This window comes from Pseudovibrio sp. FO-BEG1 (assembly GCF_000236645.1).
In the GTDB taxonomy this organism is placed as follows: Bacteria; Pseudomonadota; Alphaproteobacteria; order Rhizobiales; family Stappiaceae; genus Pseudovibrio.
Genome location: NC_016642.1, coordinates 2,289,234 through 2,305,880, shown reverse-complemented (window position 1 = coordinate 2,305,880; position 16,647 = coordinate 2,289,234). Strand labels below are relative to the sequence as shown.

Genomic DNA, 16,647 nt, shown 5'->3' with positions numbered 1-16,647 from the left:
CAGGAGTGCCATCAGCACCCTGGTTGCCGCCTCGTAACGCCGACACAACACCACGCGATCCTGAAGGTAACCTGAAATTTTGAGTTAAGTTTGGGGGATGGTCTTAAGGTTCCACCCCACAACACCGGCCAGAGCCCGTGGCACGCTCGGCGCTTTGGGTGAGTTGGTAGACGTCGACGAGGGTCTGGACTTCCAGTTTAGTGAGAACGTTGTGGCGGTGGATCTCTACGGTTTTGACACTGAGACCCAACGCATTGGCGATGCTTTTGTTTTGCAGGCCCTGGGCGAGGTAGCCCATTACCTCACGTTCGCGGTTGGTGAGGCGGTCGACCTTCATTTTGGCCTGAGCAGTCAGGCAGCACTGGCTGGCCCGGTCCCGCGTTTCGGAAATCAGATCCTGCAGCTTGTCGAGCAGGCTTTGCTCATCGAACGGTTTTTCTAAAACATCCACCGCACCAAGGCTCATGGCGCGGACACCATCTCGCAGGTTGGCGAAGGCTGAGATAACGATGACCGGTAGATGTTGGCCGGAGGCGCGCAGTTTTTCCAGCAAACCGAGGCCACTGGTGCCGGGGATGCGCATGTCGGTGATGATCACGCCAACACAGGGGCGCAGGTCAGACTGCAGGAAGTCATCGGCCCGTTCAAAGTCCACGGCTTTGAGCCCAACAGATTCCACCAAGCACACCAGCGCTTCCCGCATGGCATCGTCATCATCAATGATGATGATCACAGGCTCGGCCTCTGGTCCATAAAGCGGTTTAGCGGGTTGTTGTGTCATGGTTTCCCTCTGTTTGTGGGCCTGCCAGTGGCAGCATCACCGTTGCGCAGGTGCCCGCGTGTGGCGCAGGGCTCAGGGTCAACTCGCCTTCATGGCTGTCGACAATGCTCAGAGCTGTGGCCAACCCCAGACCCAAACTGCCTTTGCTGGAAAAGAACGGCTCAAACACCTTCTCCTCCAGCTCTTTTGGAATGCCGGAGCCCTGATCGCACACCATCAAAGCGCAGCTGCCCGCGGAGCTTTCCAGCAGGATGGAGATCACCCCGCCCTCAAGTCCGGCCTCGACTGTGGCATCAAGCGCGTTTTGCAGCAGTACCACCATGACCTGCCGCAATTGCACATCATCACAACAGACAAACACGGGCTCTTTGGGTGGGTCCCAGTGCAGCTGGCAGTCATGCTTGGTGGCAAAGGTGCGCATGAGCATCACGGTTTCATCCACCAGCTCGCGCAGGTCCACCCGGCGGCGCGCTTCCGGTTGTTTATTGAGGAAGCTGCGCATGGAGTTGATAAAGTCAGAGGCCCGGTTAGCTTGCTCGGATATGCGGGTGAGCTGCTTTTGCAGGGTCTCCTCATCCGCCGTCCCCCGATCCAGCCGCTTCCGCAAACTATGGGCGAAGGTGGAGATGGCGCCAAGCGGTTGCTTGAGATCATGAGCTAGACTGCCGGCGAGGATGTTCATGGAAGAAACGCGGCCAGCGTGGGCTAGCTCGTTTTCCAGCATCAGGTTGCGCTGCAAGGCGTCGGCCAGTTTGCCACTCGCTGCTTCCAGCTGCTGTGAGCGGCGGCGCACCAGAAACTCCACATGCCCCACATGCAGCAGAAACGCGCCGCTGAGCACGATCACCACGCCCAGCAAAAAGTAGTTGCGCTCCACCCAATCCTTCAGGATTTGGCGCAAGTCCTTGTTGTAGGGATAGAGCGCCAGATCACGATAGACCCTTTCTACGGCGGCGTAAGAAACCGGTGCAATCCAGTTGGCATGGCCCAGCCATTCATCCGTGCACGCACCATCCGGCATGGAAAGCAAGGCTTGCGTGATGCGTGTTGCCAGTTGCGGTGAAACGCCCGGAACTTTCAAGAAGGCCCAGCCCGGATAAAGCTCTGTGGTTCTGGCGCAGGCAAACTCCGGATCGTACTGCTGGCCAAGAACGCGGATCTGGGATTTATCCAGCGTGCCAGCGGCACTCATGCTCTCCAGCAAGCAGGCGCGGACAATGCCCACTTGCACGCCTCCATTCACCACCGCATCCACCACGGTTTGCTGCGGAAAGCCCAGAGGTTTCACCTGCAGCTCAGCCTCCTTGCCAAGACTCATTTGCAGGCTGTGCTTAGCTGCCAGATAGCCACCAAATGCTTCTGTTGAGACAACCCCGGCAGTAACGCCCCTCAAGTCCATCAGGGTAGAAATGCCGCTGTCAGTACGGGTGAAGATGACAGAGCCAAGATCCTGCATCTCGCTCTTATTCACGTGCGAGCGCGCACTGGCGATGCGGCTGACGCCCGCAATACGTTCCAGCTGAAAAGAGTGGCCGGGATTGGTGATGATGAAGTCCAGTTGTTCTGCCTGCTCAGCAATTTGCTGAAGGGTCAGAGGCAGATAGGAGAACTCCACGTCAGGCAGCTCGCGCTGCAAATGCTCAATGGTCGGCGCCCATGTGCGCTGCGTTTCCAGACTGCCGCGATAAGAGAGGATGCCCACACGCACCATCTCAGACTGCGCGTGTACAGGTTCTGCCACCACATGCAGAGCAAGTAGCACAATCACAGAAAACGCAGCATAAACAGCGCGCTGAAGGTAGCCTCCCATACAGAAATCCCGAGTGCAACGTATATTAGATAATTCGAAACAACCAGCGACCCCGCTCGATTGCAATAGGTATTTCACCTAGGGCGACGAAGGGCATCAGCCTCTTGCTCTTCTGCATTTACTTGGAGCTATCGCTGTAGTTTACTCAAGGGAATGAAACCCCAACCTCTACAGATTTTGAACGCTCTGCAATTCATCGCAATCGATTAGGATCAAGACACCATATGATCGGCTACATTACATTGGGAACCAATGACCTTGAACGCGCCTGCTCCTTCTATGATGCCATTTTGGGCAAGATGGGTGCGACACGAGTCTTTGAAAACAACCGGCTTTATGCCTGGAGCTTTGGCGAGGGCAAACCACTCATCGTCCTCAACACACCTTACGACGGGCAGGAAGCTTCCATCGGCAATGGCACCATGGTGGCTTTGCGGGTGGAAGACCGCGAAACAGTCGAAAACCTGCATGCTCTTGCTCTGCAATTGGGAGGCAAAGACGAAGGCCCTCCCGGCCCGCGCGGAGAGGCATTTTATGGAGCCTACTGCCGGGATCTGGATGGCAACAAGCTCAACTTCCACTGCTAGCTGAACTCAGATGTATCACATAGCACAAAAGGCTTGGCGAACTTGCCTATAAACGGCATTTGAATAAGATATACTTTCAAATGCCATTGAGGATATTCGCCAATGCTTCGTTCACGTCTTCTCGCTGCCACCTGTGCAGTCTCACTGCTCACACCTCTTGGCGCGCAGGCGGATGAAGCAGAGGACGCCTTTGTTGAAGCCAACATCCTGTCCATCTTCTATCACGAGATCGGACATGCTGTGATCGACAAGATGCAGGTGCCGATCTTCGGGCAGGAAGAAGACGCGGCAGACGTGCTCTCCGTGATGATGATCGACTGGCTCTATGAGGAAGAGGCCGCGCAGGAACTCGCTTTCAACAGCGCGTTTGGCTACATCAATGACCCGGATGGCGTTGAAGAAGTGGCATGGTGGGATCTGCATGGCCCAGACCAGCAGCGCTATTACAACCACATTTGCCTGTTCTACGGTGCTGATCCAGAAAAGCGCGAGGATCTGGCTTATGATCTCGGTCTGCCAGAAGACCGCGCGCAGATGTGCCCGGTGGAGTATGAGCAAGCTGCCAACAGCTGGGGTGCCGTGTTTGACGAAATGTCCCCGGAATCCGGCGTCCCGTTGGTCTTCCGGGAAGGGAGCGGCAAAGAAGCTGAGCTGATCAATCAGGTGCTTTCTGATGAAGTCAAAAACCTTGAGCAGGATATGTCTTTGCCAAGTGAAGTGATCGTAAAGGTAGACAGCTGCGGCGAGCCCAACGCGTTTTATGATCCAGAAGAAGCGTCCATCATCTTCTGCACCGAGTTCATCCCGCATCTAAGATCAATCTACCAGGCAAACCTAAAGAACTGATTTGAGGCATTTGCTGGGGTTTACAGCTTAAGCCCCAGCTTGCTGATCCAACTGCGGCGCATATCGCGGAGCACCCATTTCAGCTTATCGCTCGGAATGAAATACCCGCCGATGCCCGAGGAAAACAGCAGGTCAAACGTGCGCTCGGCAGACTTGTGCAGCGCCTGCTCAATCTGCGCCTCATCCCCCTTCGGCCTGATGGGGATCATCATGCAGATGGTATCCGGCTCCTGCTCAATCACCTCCACACGCACATCCTCTGGGAACGTGTAACCTGTTGTTTCTGAGAGGGTTCCTTTCGGATCTTCAATCAACCGCTGGCGATAATCAGGATCATTGATCATCCGACGATAATCCTGCTCCGCGAAGGCGTTATTGTCCTGCTGGCTCATGCGTCCCCCTTCCCTTTTGCGATGGAGGCGCGAATGCCGAGCAGCTTGACCTTGTTGTAAACCGAAGACAGCCAGACAAACATATCCCCGCTGGACCACAGATCCATCTGGTTCAGATCCAGCGTCGCATTCAGCTCATCCTCCGGCTTGGCAGGTGGAATGGTCAGATACAGAGTATCCTCGCGCTGCTGAATGATCCGAACGTTAACAGCAGGATCAACCTCCACGCCCAACTGCTTCAGTGCGGCCCCGGCATCCCTCTCCGCCAGCTCCGCAAACACCGGATCCTCCCACATCCGCCGGGTCAACAACAACTCAAAGTCCCTCTCCATCACCGCTCATCCTTGATACCGGGAACAAGATGAAAGCCAGTCTAGGGGATGGGGCTTAAGTCTTTGTGGCCGCGAGGTTTGCGTCAGATAGCACGGCCTCAATCACCGCTTTGGCGGCCTGTTGCTCCTCTGGGATGTTGTCTTGTTTGGCGTAGTAGAGGGTGCGGATGGCTTTCCAGAGGGTCCAGCCCATGGCGCGGTGCCAGGTAGGTTGGTCCATATCGACCATGGTTTTGAACAGCTCCCGATTAGCGCCAGAGAAGAACTTCCAGGTGATAACTAAGTCACACGCGGGATCGCCAATGGTGCATAAGCCGAAGTCGATGACAGCACTGAGGCGGCCATTCCGTATGAGGATGTTTCCTGTTGAGAGGTCGCCTTGCACCCAGACGGCCGGTTTTGTCCATTTAGACTGAAGAGCCCGCTCCCAGATCATCAGCGCGGCTTTGGCATCAATATCACCCGTCACGCCAGCAAGACAAAAGCGGGTCTCTTCGTCATAAACGCTCAGATCACCACCGCGGTGGAAGTTATGGTCCCCCGCGACCGGCCCGCCAGTCGTGTCCGCAGCCCAGAGTGCGTGGAGGTAGCCTGCCAGATCTTTCGCAAACACGTTCATGTCGCTGATGGTGGCAGCGGAAACCGTCTCACCCTCAATCCAGCGATAAACGGACCACGGCCACGGATAATCTGCTGAGGGTTTGCCGAGAGCGACTGGCTCAGGAATGGCTACGGGCAGCTGATTTGCCAGCTTTGGCAGCCACTTAAACTCCTTCTCAACCTGCGGAACATAACCCGCTGCATTTGGCAGACGCACCTTCAGCTCATCGCCGAGACGATACGTTTTGTTGTCCCAGCCCTCGTTCTCAACGCATCTGAGAGGCAGGTCCTTCCATTCAGGAAACTGCTCATCAAGCATTTTCCGCACCACTTCTGGCGCTATAACCAAACGGTCATCACTCATAGAAACTCGCAATCACACTTAAAAATCAGCAATAAAAAAGGCGCGGTTGAGACCGCACCTTGACTTAAACAGAACTGAGTGAGCTTGCGAAGGGAAAGCCTCAAAACTGAGGCAATCCCTCAAAAACTGTCGCTCGAATGAGACACTAGGCCACGAACATCAGGTAGAGGCCAAAAAGCGCTGTGATGGCTCCAAGCGCACGCAAGAACATGCGGCCGCTGTTCCACTCGGTCAATGAACCAAGCCCGATACCAGCCAGACCCAGCGCGAAAGTGGAAACGGAGAAGCCGAGCGCGTAAATCAGCAGGCTGCTCGCATTGGCCTCAACAGCGTGGGCTGCGCCGTGGAACACCGCAAACACGCCAACAATCAGCGCGCCCACGACCACAGGCAGTTTCAAAGCAAACGCCACAAGCAAGCCAACCACGATGACAGAAGCCAGAATGCCGGTCTCAACATATGGCACAACAACGCCCATGTAGCGCGCCCAAAACGCCATGAACATGACGAGCGTGAACACCAGTGGCCAGATCAGGCGCTTCTGGTGCAGTACCAGCGCGGCCCAGACACCAACGCCAACCATGGTGAGGATATGGTCCAGCCCGCCCAGAGGGTGCCACAGACCGTGAAGGAAATCCGCCTTGGCTTGTGCCGTAGAAAATGCGGCAGCCTGAGCGGGCAAAGCAATCAACATCAATACTGCCAGAAGACCTGTTAAACCGGCAGTTTCTCTCAATTTCATCAGTGCAATATCCAATATTGGGCGCGCAGCAGCACGCGCAGTCCATGTCGTCAGTTAGGGTGCAGGGTGACCGCACAAGGTGACGCCAAACTGACTTGTTTTCCGCAGGCAAGCAATCAAACCGCGTTCTTTTGGGAAAATCACACCAGATTGCCTGTAGAAAACACCATTGGGAATTTTGAGAAGGAATGCACTTGCAAAAAAGGGAGCCCGGAGGCCCCCTTTGCAGATCGCTTAATGGGTCATCAGAACCGGGATCTTCATATCATGCAGCACCTTGCGCGTTGCCCCGCCAAACAGGTACTGGGCCAGACGGCTGTGACCATAGCCGCCCATCACCAGCATATCGGCATTGAGGCGGTCAACGGTGCTGAGCAGTGCTTCTGACACGGAACCGGAGACATTGCTCATCACTTCCAGATGAATGTTGACGCCGTGGCGCTCGAAGTAATTGCGAATATCCGTGAGTTCTGAGTGCTTTGGCTCGTCGTGCGGGGTGATCATCACAACGGATACGGTGTCTGCCGCCTGTAGCATGGACATGGAGGCATGCGCTGCGTTGGAGGCAGGACCGGACCCATCCCACGCCACAGCGATGTTCTTGGGTGCGAACGCTTTTTCATATGCATGCGGCACAATAAGTGTCGCGACACCAGTATCAAACACCATCGCCTCAATCATGGCAGAGCGCATGGGTTCCGGCTTGGCGGGATCATCCTGACGGATCACGGTGACGTCGCTCAAACGGCCCAGATGCATCAGCTCGTCAAACGTGCCTCCCAGAGTGATGTTGGTGGTGCGGGTTTCGCCTTCCACGCCAGATCCATCAAAGTGTTTTGCAAATCCTTCCAATGACTTATTGAGTAACTCGGCGGACTGCTCCTGCAAGCGCCGCTCATAGTCAGGTGGCATTGGCCCTGCCGTGCACAAGTAGTAGGAGGTCTCGTAGTTTGGGACCACACCAATCAGATAGGCATCTGTCAGTTTGGAGAGTTCAACGGCAACGCGGGCTGCGACCTGATCGCCAGTTGTGTCGGTAAGGGTGACGACTGTTTTGATAGACATATCTGAACCTCCAATTGACTCACTTCATGAAGCGCAGAATGCGAAAAGCTCCCACCTGTCGGTCGAGTTGCCTGAAATGCCCTTCCCGCCTCATACTGTGATAGTTGGACGCAAACAAACACAAGTAAATTGGGTGCTATACTTAGCTCATACCGAATTATTATAACCCTACGTACGCATTATAACCTTAAGTCAATCTATGGTAGACATAATACCTCAAAACAAAATCACGATAATTACATTTTGAATATTTGAAAGCTGGCACCGCACACCCGCCACAAAGAGCAAAGCGCTCGCGGGTACTCAACACAATCGACATAAATTGAAATTTATCTAGCCCATTGGCTTTGCGTTTCTTTTTCTAAAGCCGAGCATCGTTGTTGAGGGGAATAGAGATTTATCTATATTTCCAAAATGAGCTCGGACGAACCATTTGATCCTGCCATTCCGATCCCCGAACTCGAAAATCTGTTTGATGCGAGCATCCGGGTGTTTTTGCGGAATGGAATAGTAACGGCCACTATGGACGATGTGGCTGAAGCTGTTGGTGTATCTACGAAAACGCTCAATGCTGCGTTTGGGTCGAAGCGGGAGTTGGCGGTCTCTGCGCTGCGGTGGTACTACCTCAAATACAGCCAGCAAATGCAGTCGGTTATGGCGATGCATTCAGATGCGTACTCGGCGCTGCAAGGGGTGCTGATGGAGTTTACCGAGCTGTGCTGTGATGACCTGAAAGCCGAAAAAGGCCTTTTTTGGCCGACACTTGTGGACCTTGGCTACGTCGACGAGAGCCTCTGGGCGGAGTTTCAGAATCTGCAATTTGATTGGGAAGATCAGATCAGAGATAAACTGACTCAGTGTCAGGATGAGCTGAAGAACCCCGAGGACATCGAGATCCTGACCGCCTACTTTATTATGGTTTTCGAGGGCCTCTACGAACTCGTGAAATTCGGCACCCCACGCGAAAAACTCTTTGCATTGATTGAGGTTACGCTGGAAGTGCTGGGTAGCAGAATGAAGACCGGCGGGAAGTAATTCCCCTTTTTCCATCACCAAACCGCAAACAGCCCAATGGAGGCGCCGGTGGCGCCCCCATTTCAGTACACAGTGAGGAGTATATCTTTATTTTGAAGTGGCACTGAGGGCGTTGCCCAGGGCGAACACGGATGCGAACAGCAGGACGATATCTTTCAGCAGGAACTGTCCCGGAATAACAGAGATCGCCAGCACGCCAGTGTCAGGAATGAACACGCCCGGCGTGGAGAAGAAGAAGCTGAAGGTCACCAGGAATGTCGCGATTGCGCCCAGTGCGCCGTAGACCGCGAACTTTGGAGCGAAGAAGCGAGTAGCGAGTAACCCGGCGATGGTCAGCTCAGTAAGTCCGATGAGTTTGGACACAGCTCCTTCGGACAGGAATGTGTAAAGCCATCCAAGAAAGGGAGAATTCTCAACCAGTCCGCGAATTGCTCCAGCCTCATAGGCCGTAAACTTCATTCCGCCAAACCAGAGGAACACGAGAATAAGGGCCGCGAAGATTCCGTTTTTCGCGATGTCTGAGATCAAAGCACCCAGGGCGGCATTGTCTTCTGATTGTGTGGCAGTCGCGTGAGTAAGATCAGTCATATCAACCTCCTGTGTTGAATTTGGCAGTGTGTTGTGGCGGGTCTTGCCAGCCTGTGCGCTTAGGTATATGTATTACGGACCGATGTGTCCATAATGAATTACGGACTGATCGGTAACATTGTTGTGAGCGGGAATAGAGTGATGGCAAGACCTCGGGAATTTGACCCTAAAACTGCGTTGGACAGAATACAGAGAGCTTTTTGGGAAAAAGGCTACCACGGCACCTCCATGCAGGATCTGGAGAGGATAACCGAGCTGAAGAAGCAGTCACTCTACCGGGAATTTGGCAATAAAGACGCCATGTATGCGCGGGCGCTGAAGCTTTACCACGAACGGGACATCACCCATCTGGCACAGGTGATCTGTAAGGCACCGGACGCAAAGCAGCGCTTTGTGGATCTGTTTGAGGCTGTGCTGGAGCCAGTGCGCAATGGCGACCGCAGCGGTTGCTTCCTGTGCAACTCCGCCATTGAACACGCCCATGATGATCCGCAAATCCAGCTGAATGCGCAGGAGGGCATCAAGAGCACGCAAGACCTGTTCAACACCGCCCTCGCCGTCTCCGAGCCTTACAAAGGCGACGAAGCCCTGCGAAAACAAAAGGCCAACCTGCTCGCCGCCGGCTACTTCGGCCTGCGCGTCATGGTCCGCGGTGGCACTCCGCTGGAAGAGCTGGAAGAAACGGTCAGCGTGCTCGTCAGCACGATCTAAGCACAACGGTTTTGCTTAGCAGGCGAAGTAAGGTACGCGTTGCCCCCTCTATAATTTTAGGATTTTCAAATGGCTGGTTATGTTCTTCACCACTACAAAATTATCGACAGGTCCCGCATTGAGGAACTCGGCCCAAGATCCGTGCCAATTCTCGAAAAATATGGCGGTGAGTTGATCGTCGCAAGCCCGATGAAAGCCCTTGCGGATCCGACCCCTTATACGAATATGGTGATGTACAAGTTCGAGAGTTTTGAGGCCGCTCTGACCTTCTATAACTCAGAGGAAATGGTGGAACTCAGAAAGTTCAGCTGCCAGGTCATCGAGGGGTTTGCGACCGTCATTCCGGGTCACTCAGAAACCGAAGGTGTTGTGAAGTCGGGCTATTTCGCCAAAGAGGCCGCAAGCTGATCTTATGCCGCAGATGAAGCCCTGCTTCCCTGCATAAAAAGGCTGGCAAAGCACAGGTCCTCGCCAGCCGGATTTCTCATTAAGTTACAGCCTTATACGGACTGTACCTTGTACAGGAAGTCGTCGATCTGTTCGCGCAGGCCGATTACTTCTTCGCGGACGGAAGACGCTGTTTTGGAGACCAGATCAGAGGACTGGTTGGTCTTTTCAGCCGCTTGCGCCACCAGCACCATGTTTTCAGAAACGTTCTGTGTGCCCGTTGCAGCCTGATGCACGTTCTCGGTGATCTCTGCTGTGGCCGCGCCCTGCTGCTCCACAGAGGCCGCGATGTTGGAAGCGAACTCGTTGACCTGCCGGATGCTGGAAGTAATTTCCTGAATGGCTTCAACAGCATCCTTGGAAGAGCCCTGAATCTCAGCAATCTGCTGGGAGATCTCTTCAGTCGCCTTAGAGGTCTGACTCGCCAGCTCCTTCACTTCCGTTGCCACAACCGCAAAGCCCTTGCCCATCTCACCGGCGCGAGCCGCTTCAATGGTCGCGTTGAGCGCCAGCAGGTTGGTTTGCTCGGCGATGTCCTGAATGAGGTTCACCACCTCGCCAATGCGCTGCGCCGTGCCGTCCAGATCCATCACCTTGGCATTGGTTGCCTGTGCTGCATCGTTGGTCTGTGTGATCACCTTGTTGGTGCGGGCGATCTGCTGTGCAATCTCCTCAATGGAGGTGGAGAGCTCCTCAGAAGCCGAGGCCACAGTCTGCACGTTGGCAGTTGCTTCTTCTGAAGCGGCGGAAGTCGCGGTGGTCTGAACGTTGGTGTTCTCGGCGATGTTCGCCAGCTCTTTGGAGGTCTGCTCCAGCTCGTCAAAGCGGCTATGGATAACACCCAGAGCGGTTTCTGCGGTGCCGGAGAACTCCTCGATCAGCTTGGCCGCTTCCTTCTGGCGGTTGGCTTCACGCTCATGTTCCTTCTCCGCCTCAGACTGCAAGGTCTGGCGTTCTGAAACCGCAGTGACGAACACTTTCAAGGCGTTAGCCATCTGGCCGATTTCATCAGAGCGGTCTGTATACTGGACTTCGTCTTTCACATTGCCATCTGCCAGAGACTGCATCCTATGCGTCAGATTGACGATTGGGCGGGCAATGGAGTTGCCTATGAACCACAGGATGAGACAGCCGATAAGGCCGGAGCTCACTGCTGCAATCAGTGCCATATCGCGGGTGTAGCGCGCGCCTGCGCCCAGCTCATCCGTGGTGACGGACATGCCCGCAAACCAGAACTGATCGGTCGTACCCAGCTGGAATTTCTCCAGAATAAACAAGCGGTCACCGATTTCCTGCACGTTGGCCTTCTCGCGGACGCCATTCATGATGGTCTCGATCACCGGACGTACTTTCTTGCCCAGAACGTCGCGATCACTGTGGCTGACCCAGAGACCGCCTTCACTGACCACGGCCAGACGGCCTGTCTCATAGAAGTGCGCGGCGCTCATTTTCTCCTGCAGCTTGTCGAAATCCACGTCGATCACGACCACGCCAACAGGCTCTCCGCGGGCGTTCAGGATCGGGTCCAGAACGGAAGCGGAGAGGATGGTCTTGCCTTCAACATCAAAGGTGTAAGGCTCTGTTACGAACTGGCTTTTCTGCTGCATGGCCCGGCGCATGCGGCGCTGAACATCCGCACGGCCAATGTCTGCCGTCAGGGACTGGACGCTGCCGTTTTCCATATAGAAGTAAGGAACGAACTGGCCTGTATCAGAGGCGTACTTCTTGCCGATGTAATCCGCGTCCTTGCCTGCAACATCCGGTTGCAGGAAGACGGCGATGCCGAGAATGTCTGTTGTACCGCGCAAAGCTGCTTCGGTCATCTGGGCGATGTTGGTGCGGGATGCTTCTCCGGTGCTGATCTCAGCGCCGTAAGTATTTGCAAGCGTTGTGGAAATAACCTGCGACTCTTTTAAAAGATCCTGCGCAGTGACGGCCAGACCAGAGGCGACCGAGTTGAATAGAGCGCGGCTGTCTTCCTCAGCGGTTTGCATGCTGAGGTATGTCCCGATTGAAATTACGAGGGATGAGGCAACGAGAAGAACCGCTGCGGATGCGCTGACAATGCGATGACTTAGTTTCATTTTTTGCTTCGCCATACTGTAAAATTCAGTATGGGTTCCGCCATCTTCCACTCATATGACGCCGGATTCAACCACCGGAGGTTGATTACCGCTCTCCTTGCGTAAATACAACAATCACTATTATTATAGTTTTGTTAATATTTAACTGGATATTGCCCCACAATACATGTTATAGATAAGCTTAAGTCAGATATTATCTCTGATATAGAACCCATTTATTCGACAGTACTAAAATAAAACTACAACCACTATTAGGGATTATCCATAAGTGCATAATGCATATTTTGGAATTAATCTTTGAAAAAGTCGAATATACAGCAGCAATAGTACCTACATCTTCATCACGAGACCAACTTTCATCGGCCTTACGAAGACGCAGATCCGCGTCATTTGGGACTGGGGGGATAACTGCTGCACGTTCCACCGGCTTCCAAACGGGGATTGAAGGGGGAGTAATGTTTCCGCCCGTTTTTGCGTTGCTATGTTCAGCCACTAAGGCAAACGGAGCGAAGTTTCAAAACTCCACCCCGTTTTATCCAATCAATCCAGCAGGTTAGCCTTACGCAGGCACCTTCTCCTGTTTTGCGTTGTTTTGTGCGTTGCTAAGCGCTGTTTTGCGTCGCTCGCGCAGCTTCAACGCTTTTTCTGCATTGCCCGCACGCACGTGCCCAAACCCGCGAACTTTCACCGGCCAGCTCAGAAGATCATGTGCAGCTTTCTCTCCGGCCTCAGCAAGGTGAGTGCAGACGAGATCCATGTCCGCCTCATATGATGAGCGCAGTTCATTTGCGAGAACGCGCTCCTCATTGTTGCGGAACGGATCAAGGAACGATCCGCGCAGACCACGCAGGCTGGAGAGGAGGGAGAATAACTTCATCATCCACGGCCCGAATTCGGTCTTCACTGGTAGACCGGTCACCCGGTCCTTTCGTGCAAAGGGACCACCGCCGATGTGGAAGCGCACATTCAGATCGCCCTCGAAGCTGTCCGACAGGTTTTGCCTGAACTGCGGCTGAGTGAACAGGCGGGCGACCTCAAACTCGTCCTTATGCGCCAGAAGACGGAAATATTGCGTCGCGGCGGTGCGAAGTATCTGTTCGCCCGCTCCGGCTTTTTTCAGCGCCACCAGCCTCTGACGGTAAAGTTTGCCAAGGCTACCGCTCTGATAGTCTTTCAGGCGGTTCACCCGGTCCTCAATCAGCTCTTCCAGCGGAAGCGGTCGATCCAGCTTCACCACCTGCGCAACCGGTGCCCGTGCTTTGGCAACACGCTCCGGGTCCAGCACCATCAGGCGACCCCAGTTGAAGGCCTCGAAGTTCTTGTCACGCGCAACGCCGTTTAGCTCAATGGCCTGACGGATGGAGCCGAGCGTCACCGGAATGAGGCCACGCTGCCATGCAGCGCCGAACAACATCATGTTTGCCATCACCGCATCACCGCAGAGATCTTTCGCCGCCTGTGTGGTGTCGAAGTAGGCCAGCCGGTCACCAACCGCCTCTTGCAACCGCGCCTGCAGGTTGGGCGTGTTGATGTCCCAGTCCGGGTTCTTGGAAAAGTCGATGGTCGGCACTTCTTCCGTGTTCACCACCACCTGAGCAGAACCCTGGCGCAGGGTTGTCAGCGTCTCGTCACCTGCCGTCACCACCAAGTCGCAGCCAATCACCACATCCGCTTCGCCAACCGCCAGACGGGCGCTTTGCAAGCCATCGGCGGACTTGGCGATGCGCATATGCGTCATCACCGCCCCGTACTTTTGCGCAAGGCCCGTCAGGTCCAGGGTAGAAACACGGCTGCCATCCAGATGCGCGGCCATGGAGAGGATCGCGCCAATGGTGACGACGCCCGTGCCACCAATGCCCGTCACCAGCAGGCCAGTGGAGCCTTCAATCGCAGGCAGGTCTGGCTCCGCCAGAATCTCATCGCCCACGCTCTCCACCTGACGCTCCGCAGGTGTGGTCGCCTTCTTTGGTTCCGCTCCATGAATGGTCACGAAGCTGGGGCAGAAGCCTTCAACGCAGGAGAAATCCTTGTTGCAGCTGGACTGGTTGATCTGCCGTTTGCGACCTAGAGGCGTTTCTAGCGGCTCGATGGAAAGACAGCCCGACTTCTCACCGCAATCACCACAGCCCTCGCAGATCTCCGGGTGAATGTAGGTGCGAACTTTCGGGTCTTTCCACTTGCCGCGCTTGCGCAGGCGGCGGCGCTCTGTGGCGCAGGCCTGATCATAAATCAGCACCGTCACGCCCTGTATCTCGCGCAGATCCCGCTGCACCGCTTCCAGCTCTCGTCTGTGGTGCACCTCAACGCCCGCCGGAATGGACTGGGCTTCCACCCGCTCCACATCCTCTGTCACCACAACCACCTTCTTCACACCCTCATTGAGCGCAGCGGTGATCAGCTGCGGCACGGACTGCTCGCCATCCACCGGCTGTCCGCCGGTCATGGAAACAAAGCCGTTGACCAGCAGTTTGTAGGTCATGGTTGCATCAGCGGCCACGGCCTGTCGCATGGCCAGAAAGCCGGAGTGAAAGTAAGTGCCATCGCCCATGTTGGCGAACACATGCGGTTCATCGGTAAATGGCGCTTGCCCCACCCAGTGCATACCCTCACCGCCCATTTGGGAGGGAGCTTTGGTCTTCACCGGGTCGTTGAAATACGCAATGGTGTGGCAGCCAATACCCGCCAATGCGCGGCTGCCATCGGGCACTTTGGTGGAGGTGTTGTGCGGGCAACCGGAACAGAACGAGGGACGGCGCACCGGCCCCGGTTTCAGCTTGATCGGCACCGGCACTTTGGCCTTCAGCCCGTCGTCCTCCAGAAACTCTGCAATGGCGGAAGCCACCTGATTGGCTGCCAGCACGCCGGAGTTCGGCAGCAAGCCCTTGCCCTGTACCTTCAGCGATATATCCGCATCAAACAGGGTGGATTTCAGCTGCTCCTCAACAACGGGGCGCTTCTCTTCCACCACGAGGATTTTCTTGAGACCCTTCGAGAAGTTCTCGATAATCTTCGGGTCCAGCGGCCACACCATGCCGATCTTGAGAATGCGGATGCGGCGCTTTTCCGTTTCAAGGGACGTCAGCCCCAGCTCGTTCATGGCCTGACGCAGATCGGAGTAAGACTTGCCCGAGGCGATGATGCCCACGTCTGCCTCGTGCGCATCATGGGTGATCTGGTTGATGTTGTTGGCCTGCGCAAAGGCCAACGCACGCGGAATTTTCTCTTCCAGCAACCGCTTTTCCTGCTGCACCGGCAGGTCGATCTCGCGAATCCAGACACCGCCCTGTGGGTCTTTCAAGTCCGGCTTCACCACCTCAATGCGATCCAGATCCACCTCCACGCTGGAGGCGCTCTCCACCACATCGGTCACCAGCTTCATGCCCACCCAGCATCCGCTGTAGCGGCTCATCTCCACCGCCAGAATGCCGTAGTCCAGAATATCCTGCGGGTTGGCGGGGTAGAGCACCGGCATACCCGACGCGATCAGCATATGATCCGACTGGCCTGCCACGGTGGAGGACTTGGCCGCATGGTCATCCCCACACAGCGCCACCACACCGCCCTTGGGGTGCGTGCCGGCAAAGTTGGCATGGCGGAACGCATCGCCAGAACGGTCCACGCCCGGCGTTTTGCCGTACCAGAAGCCGACCACGCCATCCTTGTTGCGCATCTTCATGTTGCCCACGTGCTGTGAGCCCCAGATGGCCGTTGCCGCCAGATCCTCATTCACGCCCGGCTGGAACACGATGCTGTGCTTATCCAGATGCAACTGCGCCCGCCACAGCTCCATGTCGTAACGCCCCAGCGGAGAACCGCGGTAACCGGAGATAAAAGCACCCGTATTTAACCCCGCCAGCTCATCACGCATGCGCTGCTGCAACGGCAAGCGCACCAGCGCCTGATTGCCGGTGAGAAACACAACCCCGCTGGTCTGGGTGTATTTGTCATCCAGCGACGGCGCGTTATGGCGTTTTGACGGGGTCGGCTCGCTGCTTTTTTCTTCAGAAACCATCAGGTTACTCTCACAAATGTCTGGCGTTGCCGCAGGACGGCAGGAATTTATCTGCGAAGAAACGGGCCGATTTTTTGGAAAATTATTTTTGGAGCGTGGCCTACTCGCATTATTACGTAGACCCATACTGCATGAAATATCAGCGGATGTACAATAATCCCTTTGAATACAACAGATAACCAAACCGACCGCCCTGAAGCCTCTGATTTCCTTAGGACTTCAGCACTCCGCTACGGTAGTTTCACCTGAGC

15 protein-coding genes are annotated in these 16,647 nt (G+C 55.2%); 5 read left to right on the top strand and 10 right to left on the bottom strand.

Annotation, left to right across the window (positions count from 1 at the left end):
* Positions 1-103: 103 nt before the first annotated feature.
* The gene (locus tag PSE_RS10600; protein WP_014284845.1) at positions 104-781 is read right to left on the bottom strand and encodes a response regulator transcription factor; all 678 of its coding nucleotides are present in this window, start codon (positions 779-781) and stop codon (positions 104-106) included.
* Entirely contained in the window at positions 762-2,591 is a 1,830-nt protein-coding gene (locus PSE_RS10595) for a sensor histidine kinase (RefSeq protein WP_014284844.1), read from the bottom strand. Before PSE_RS10595 ends, PSE_RS10600 begins: the two co-directional genes overlap by 20 nt.
* A 224-nt stretch (positions 2,592-2,815) precedes the next feature.
* Here PSE_RS10595 and PSE_RS10590 point away from each other — a divergent pair, with 224 nt between their 5' ends.
* Complete coding sequence (locus PSE_RS10590) at positions 2,816-3,178, top strand: VOC family protein (protein ID WP_008549070.1); 363 nt, start codon at positions 2,816-2,818, stop codon at positions 3,176-3,178.
* Between the two features lie 102 nt (positions 3,179-3,280).
* Positions 3,281-4,024, top strand: a complete 744-nt coding sequence (locus PSE_RS10585) for a DUF4344 domain-containing metallopeptidase (protein ID WP_014284843.1) — start codon at positions 3,281-3,283, stop codon at positions 4,022-4,024.
* A 20-nt stretch (positions 4,025-4,044) separates the two neighbouring features.
* On the opposite strand, the gene PSE_RS10580 is transcribed toward PSE_RS10585, so the two are convergent.
* The 5 genes from PSE_RS10580 to PSE_RS10560 all read right to left on the bottom strand — a co-directional run bounded on the left by PSE_RS10580 (position 4,045) and on the right by PSE_RS10560 (position 7,519).
* Positions 4,045-4,416: a nitrile hydratase subunit alpha gene (locus tag PSE_RS10580; RefSeq protein ID WP_014284842.1), complete on the bottom strand. Its 372-nt coding sequence runs from the start codon at positions 4,414-4,416 to the stop codon at positions 4,045-4,047.
* Positions 4,413-4,748, bottom strand: coding sequence for a hypothetical protein (locus tag PSE_RS10575; RefSeq protein ID WP_051125902.1), 336 nt, complete (start codon positions 4,746-4,748; stop codon positions 4,413-4,415). The genes PSE_RS10580 and PSE_RS10575 overlap by 4 nt, the downstream gene beginning before the upstream one ends.
* Before the next feature lie 55 nt (positions 4,749-4,803).
* Positions 4,804-5,712 carry an aminoglycoside phosphotransferase family protein gene (locus PSE_RS10570; RefSeq protein ID WP_014284840.1) on the bottom strand — a complete coding sequence of 303 codons (909 nt, stop codon included), beginning with the start codon at positions 5,710-5,712 and terminating at the stop codon, positions 4,804-4,806.
* A 145-nt stretch (positions 5,713-5,857) separates the two neighbouring features.
* The gene (locus tag PSE_RS10565; protein ID WP_051125985.1) at positions 5,858-6,454 is read right to left on the bottom strand and encodes a HupE/UreJ family protein; all 597 of its coding nucleotides are present in this window, start codon (positions 6,452-6,454) and stop codon (positions 5,858-5,860) included.
* Positions 6,455-6,688: 234 nt separating this feature from the next.
* Positions 6,689-7,519, bottom strand: coding sequence for a universal stress protein (locus PSE_RS10560; RefSeq protein WP_014284838.1), 831 nt, complete (start codon positions 7,517-7,519; stop codon positions 6,689-6,691).
* A 414-nt stretch (positions 7,520-7,933) separates the two neighbouring features.
* Here PSE_RS10560 and PSE_RS10555 point away from each other — a divergent pair, with 414 nt between their 5' ends.
* Positions 7,934-8,554: a TetR/AcrR family transcriptional regulator gene (locus PSE_RS10555; RefSeq protein WP_008549339.1), complete on the top strand. Its 621-nt coding sequence runs from the start codon at positions 7,934-7,936 to the stop codon at positions 8,552-8,554.
* Positions 8,555-8,641: 87 nt separating this feature from the next.
* Here the strand turns inward: PSE_RS10555 and PSE_RS10550 are convergent, their stop codons facing one another.
* Entirely contained in the window at positions 8,642-9,142 is a 501-nt protein-coding gene (locus PSE_RS10550) for a DUF417 family protein (protein ID WP_014284837.1), read from the bottom strand.
* Positions 9,143-9,283: 141 nt separating this feature from the next.
* Here PSE_RS10550 and PSE_RS10545 point away from each other — a divergent pair, with 141 nt between their 5' ends.
* Together PSE_RS10545 and PSE_RS10540 are read left to right on the top strand one after the other, a co-directional pair.
* Positions 9,284-9,853, top strand: coding sequence for a TetR/AcrR family transcriptional regulator (locus PSE_RS10545; protein WP_041768309.1), 570 nt, complete (start codon positions 9,284-9,286; stop codon positions 9,851-9,853).
* A 69-nt stretch (positions 9,854-9,922) separates the two neighbouring features.
* Positions 9,923-10,261, top strand: a complete 339-nt coding sequence (locus PSE_RS10540) for a DUF1330 domain-containing protein (protein ID WP_014284835.1) — start codon at positions 9,923-9,925, stop codon at positions 10,259-10,261.
* Between the two features lie 92 nt (positions 10,262-10,353).
* Here PSE_RS10540 and PSE_RS10535 read toward each other — a convergent pair whose 3' ends face one another.
* Entirely contained in the window at positions 10,354-12,384 is a 2,031-nt protein-coding gene (locus PSE_RS10535; RefSeq protein ID WP_037036769.1) for a methyl-accepting chemotaxis protein, read from the bottom strand.
* 559 nt (positions 12,385-12,943) lie between these two features.
* Positions 12,944-16,396 (bottom strand): indolepyruvate ferredoxin oxidoreductase family protein, encoded by a 3,453-nt coding sequence (locus PSE_RS10530; protein WP_014284833.1) that lies wholly within the window; start codon positions 16,394-16,396, stop codon positions 12,944-12,946.
* Positions 16,397-16,647: the final 251 nt, after the last annotated feature.

Coding starts and splice junctions, on each gene's coding strand:
- PSE_RS10600 (WP_014284845.1), bottom strand. CDS start 781: ATGACACAACAACCCGCTAAACCGCTTTATGGACCAGAGGCCGAGCCT.
- PSE_RS10595 (WP_014284844.1), bottom strand. CDS start 2,591: ATGGGAGGCTACCTTCAGCGCGCTGTTTATGCTGCGTTTTCTGTGATT.
- PSE_RS10590 (WP_008549070.1), top strand. CDS start 2,816: ATGATCGGCTACATTACATTGGGAACCAATGACCTTGAACGCGCCTGC.
- PSE_RS10585 (WP_014284843.1), top strand. CDS start 3,281: ATGCTTCGTTCACGTCTTCTCGCTGCCACCTGTGCAGTCTCACTGCTC.
- PSE_RS10580 (WP_014284842.1), bottom strand. CDS start 4,416: ATGAGCCAGCAGGACAATAACGCCTTCGCGGAGCAGGATTATCGTCGG.
- PSE_RS10575 (WP_051125902.1), bottom strand. CDS start 4,748: ATGGAGAGGGACTTTGAGTTGTTGTTGACCCGGCGGATGTGGGAGGAT.
- PSE_RS10570 (WP_014284840.1), bottom strand. CDS start 5,712: ATGAGTGATGACCGTTTGGTTATAGCGCCAGAAGTGGTGCGGAAAATG.
- PSE_RS10565 (WP_051125985.1), bottom strand. CDS start 6,454: ATGAAATTGAGAGAAACTGCCGGTTTAACAGGTCTTCTGGCAGTATTG.
- PSE_RS10560 (WP_014284838.1), bottom strand. CDS start 7,519: ATGTCTATCAAAACAGTCGTCACCCTTACCGACACAACTGGCGATCAG.
- PSE_RS10555 (WP_008549339.1), top strand. CDS start 7,934: ATGAGCTCGGACGAACCATTTGATCCTGCCATTCCGATCCCCGAACTC.
- PSE_RS10550 (WP_014284837.1), bottom strand. CDS start 9,142: ATGACTGATCTTACTCACGCGACTGCCACACAATCAGAAGACAATGCC.
- PSE_RS10545 (WP_041768309.1), top strand. CDS start 9,284: ATGGCAAGACCTCGGGAATTTGACCCTAAAACTGCGTTGGACAGAATA.
- PSE_RS10540 (WP_014284835.1), top strand. CDS start 9,923: ATGGCTGGTTATGTTCTTCACCACTACAAAATTATCGACAGGTCCCGC.
- PSE_RS10535 (WP_037036769.1), bottom strand. CDS start 12,384: ATGAAACTAAGTCATCGCATTGTCAGCGCATCCGCAGCGGTTCTTCTC.
- PSE_RS10530 (WP_014284833.1), bottom strand. CDS start 16,396: ATGGTTTCTGAAGAAAAAAGCAGCGAGCCGACCCCGTCAAAACGCCAT.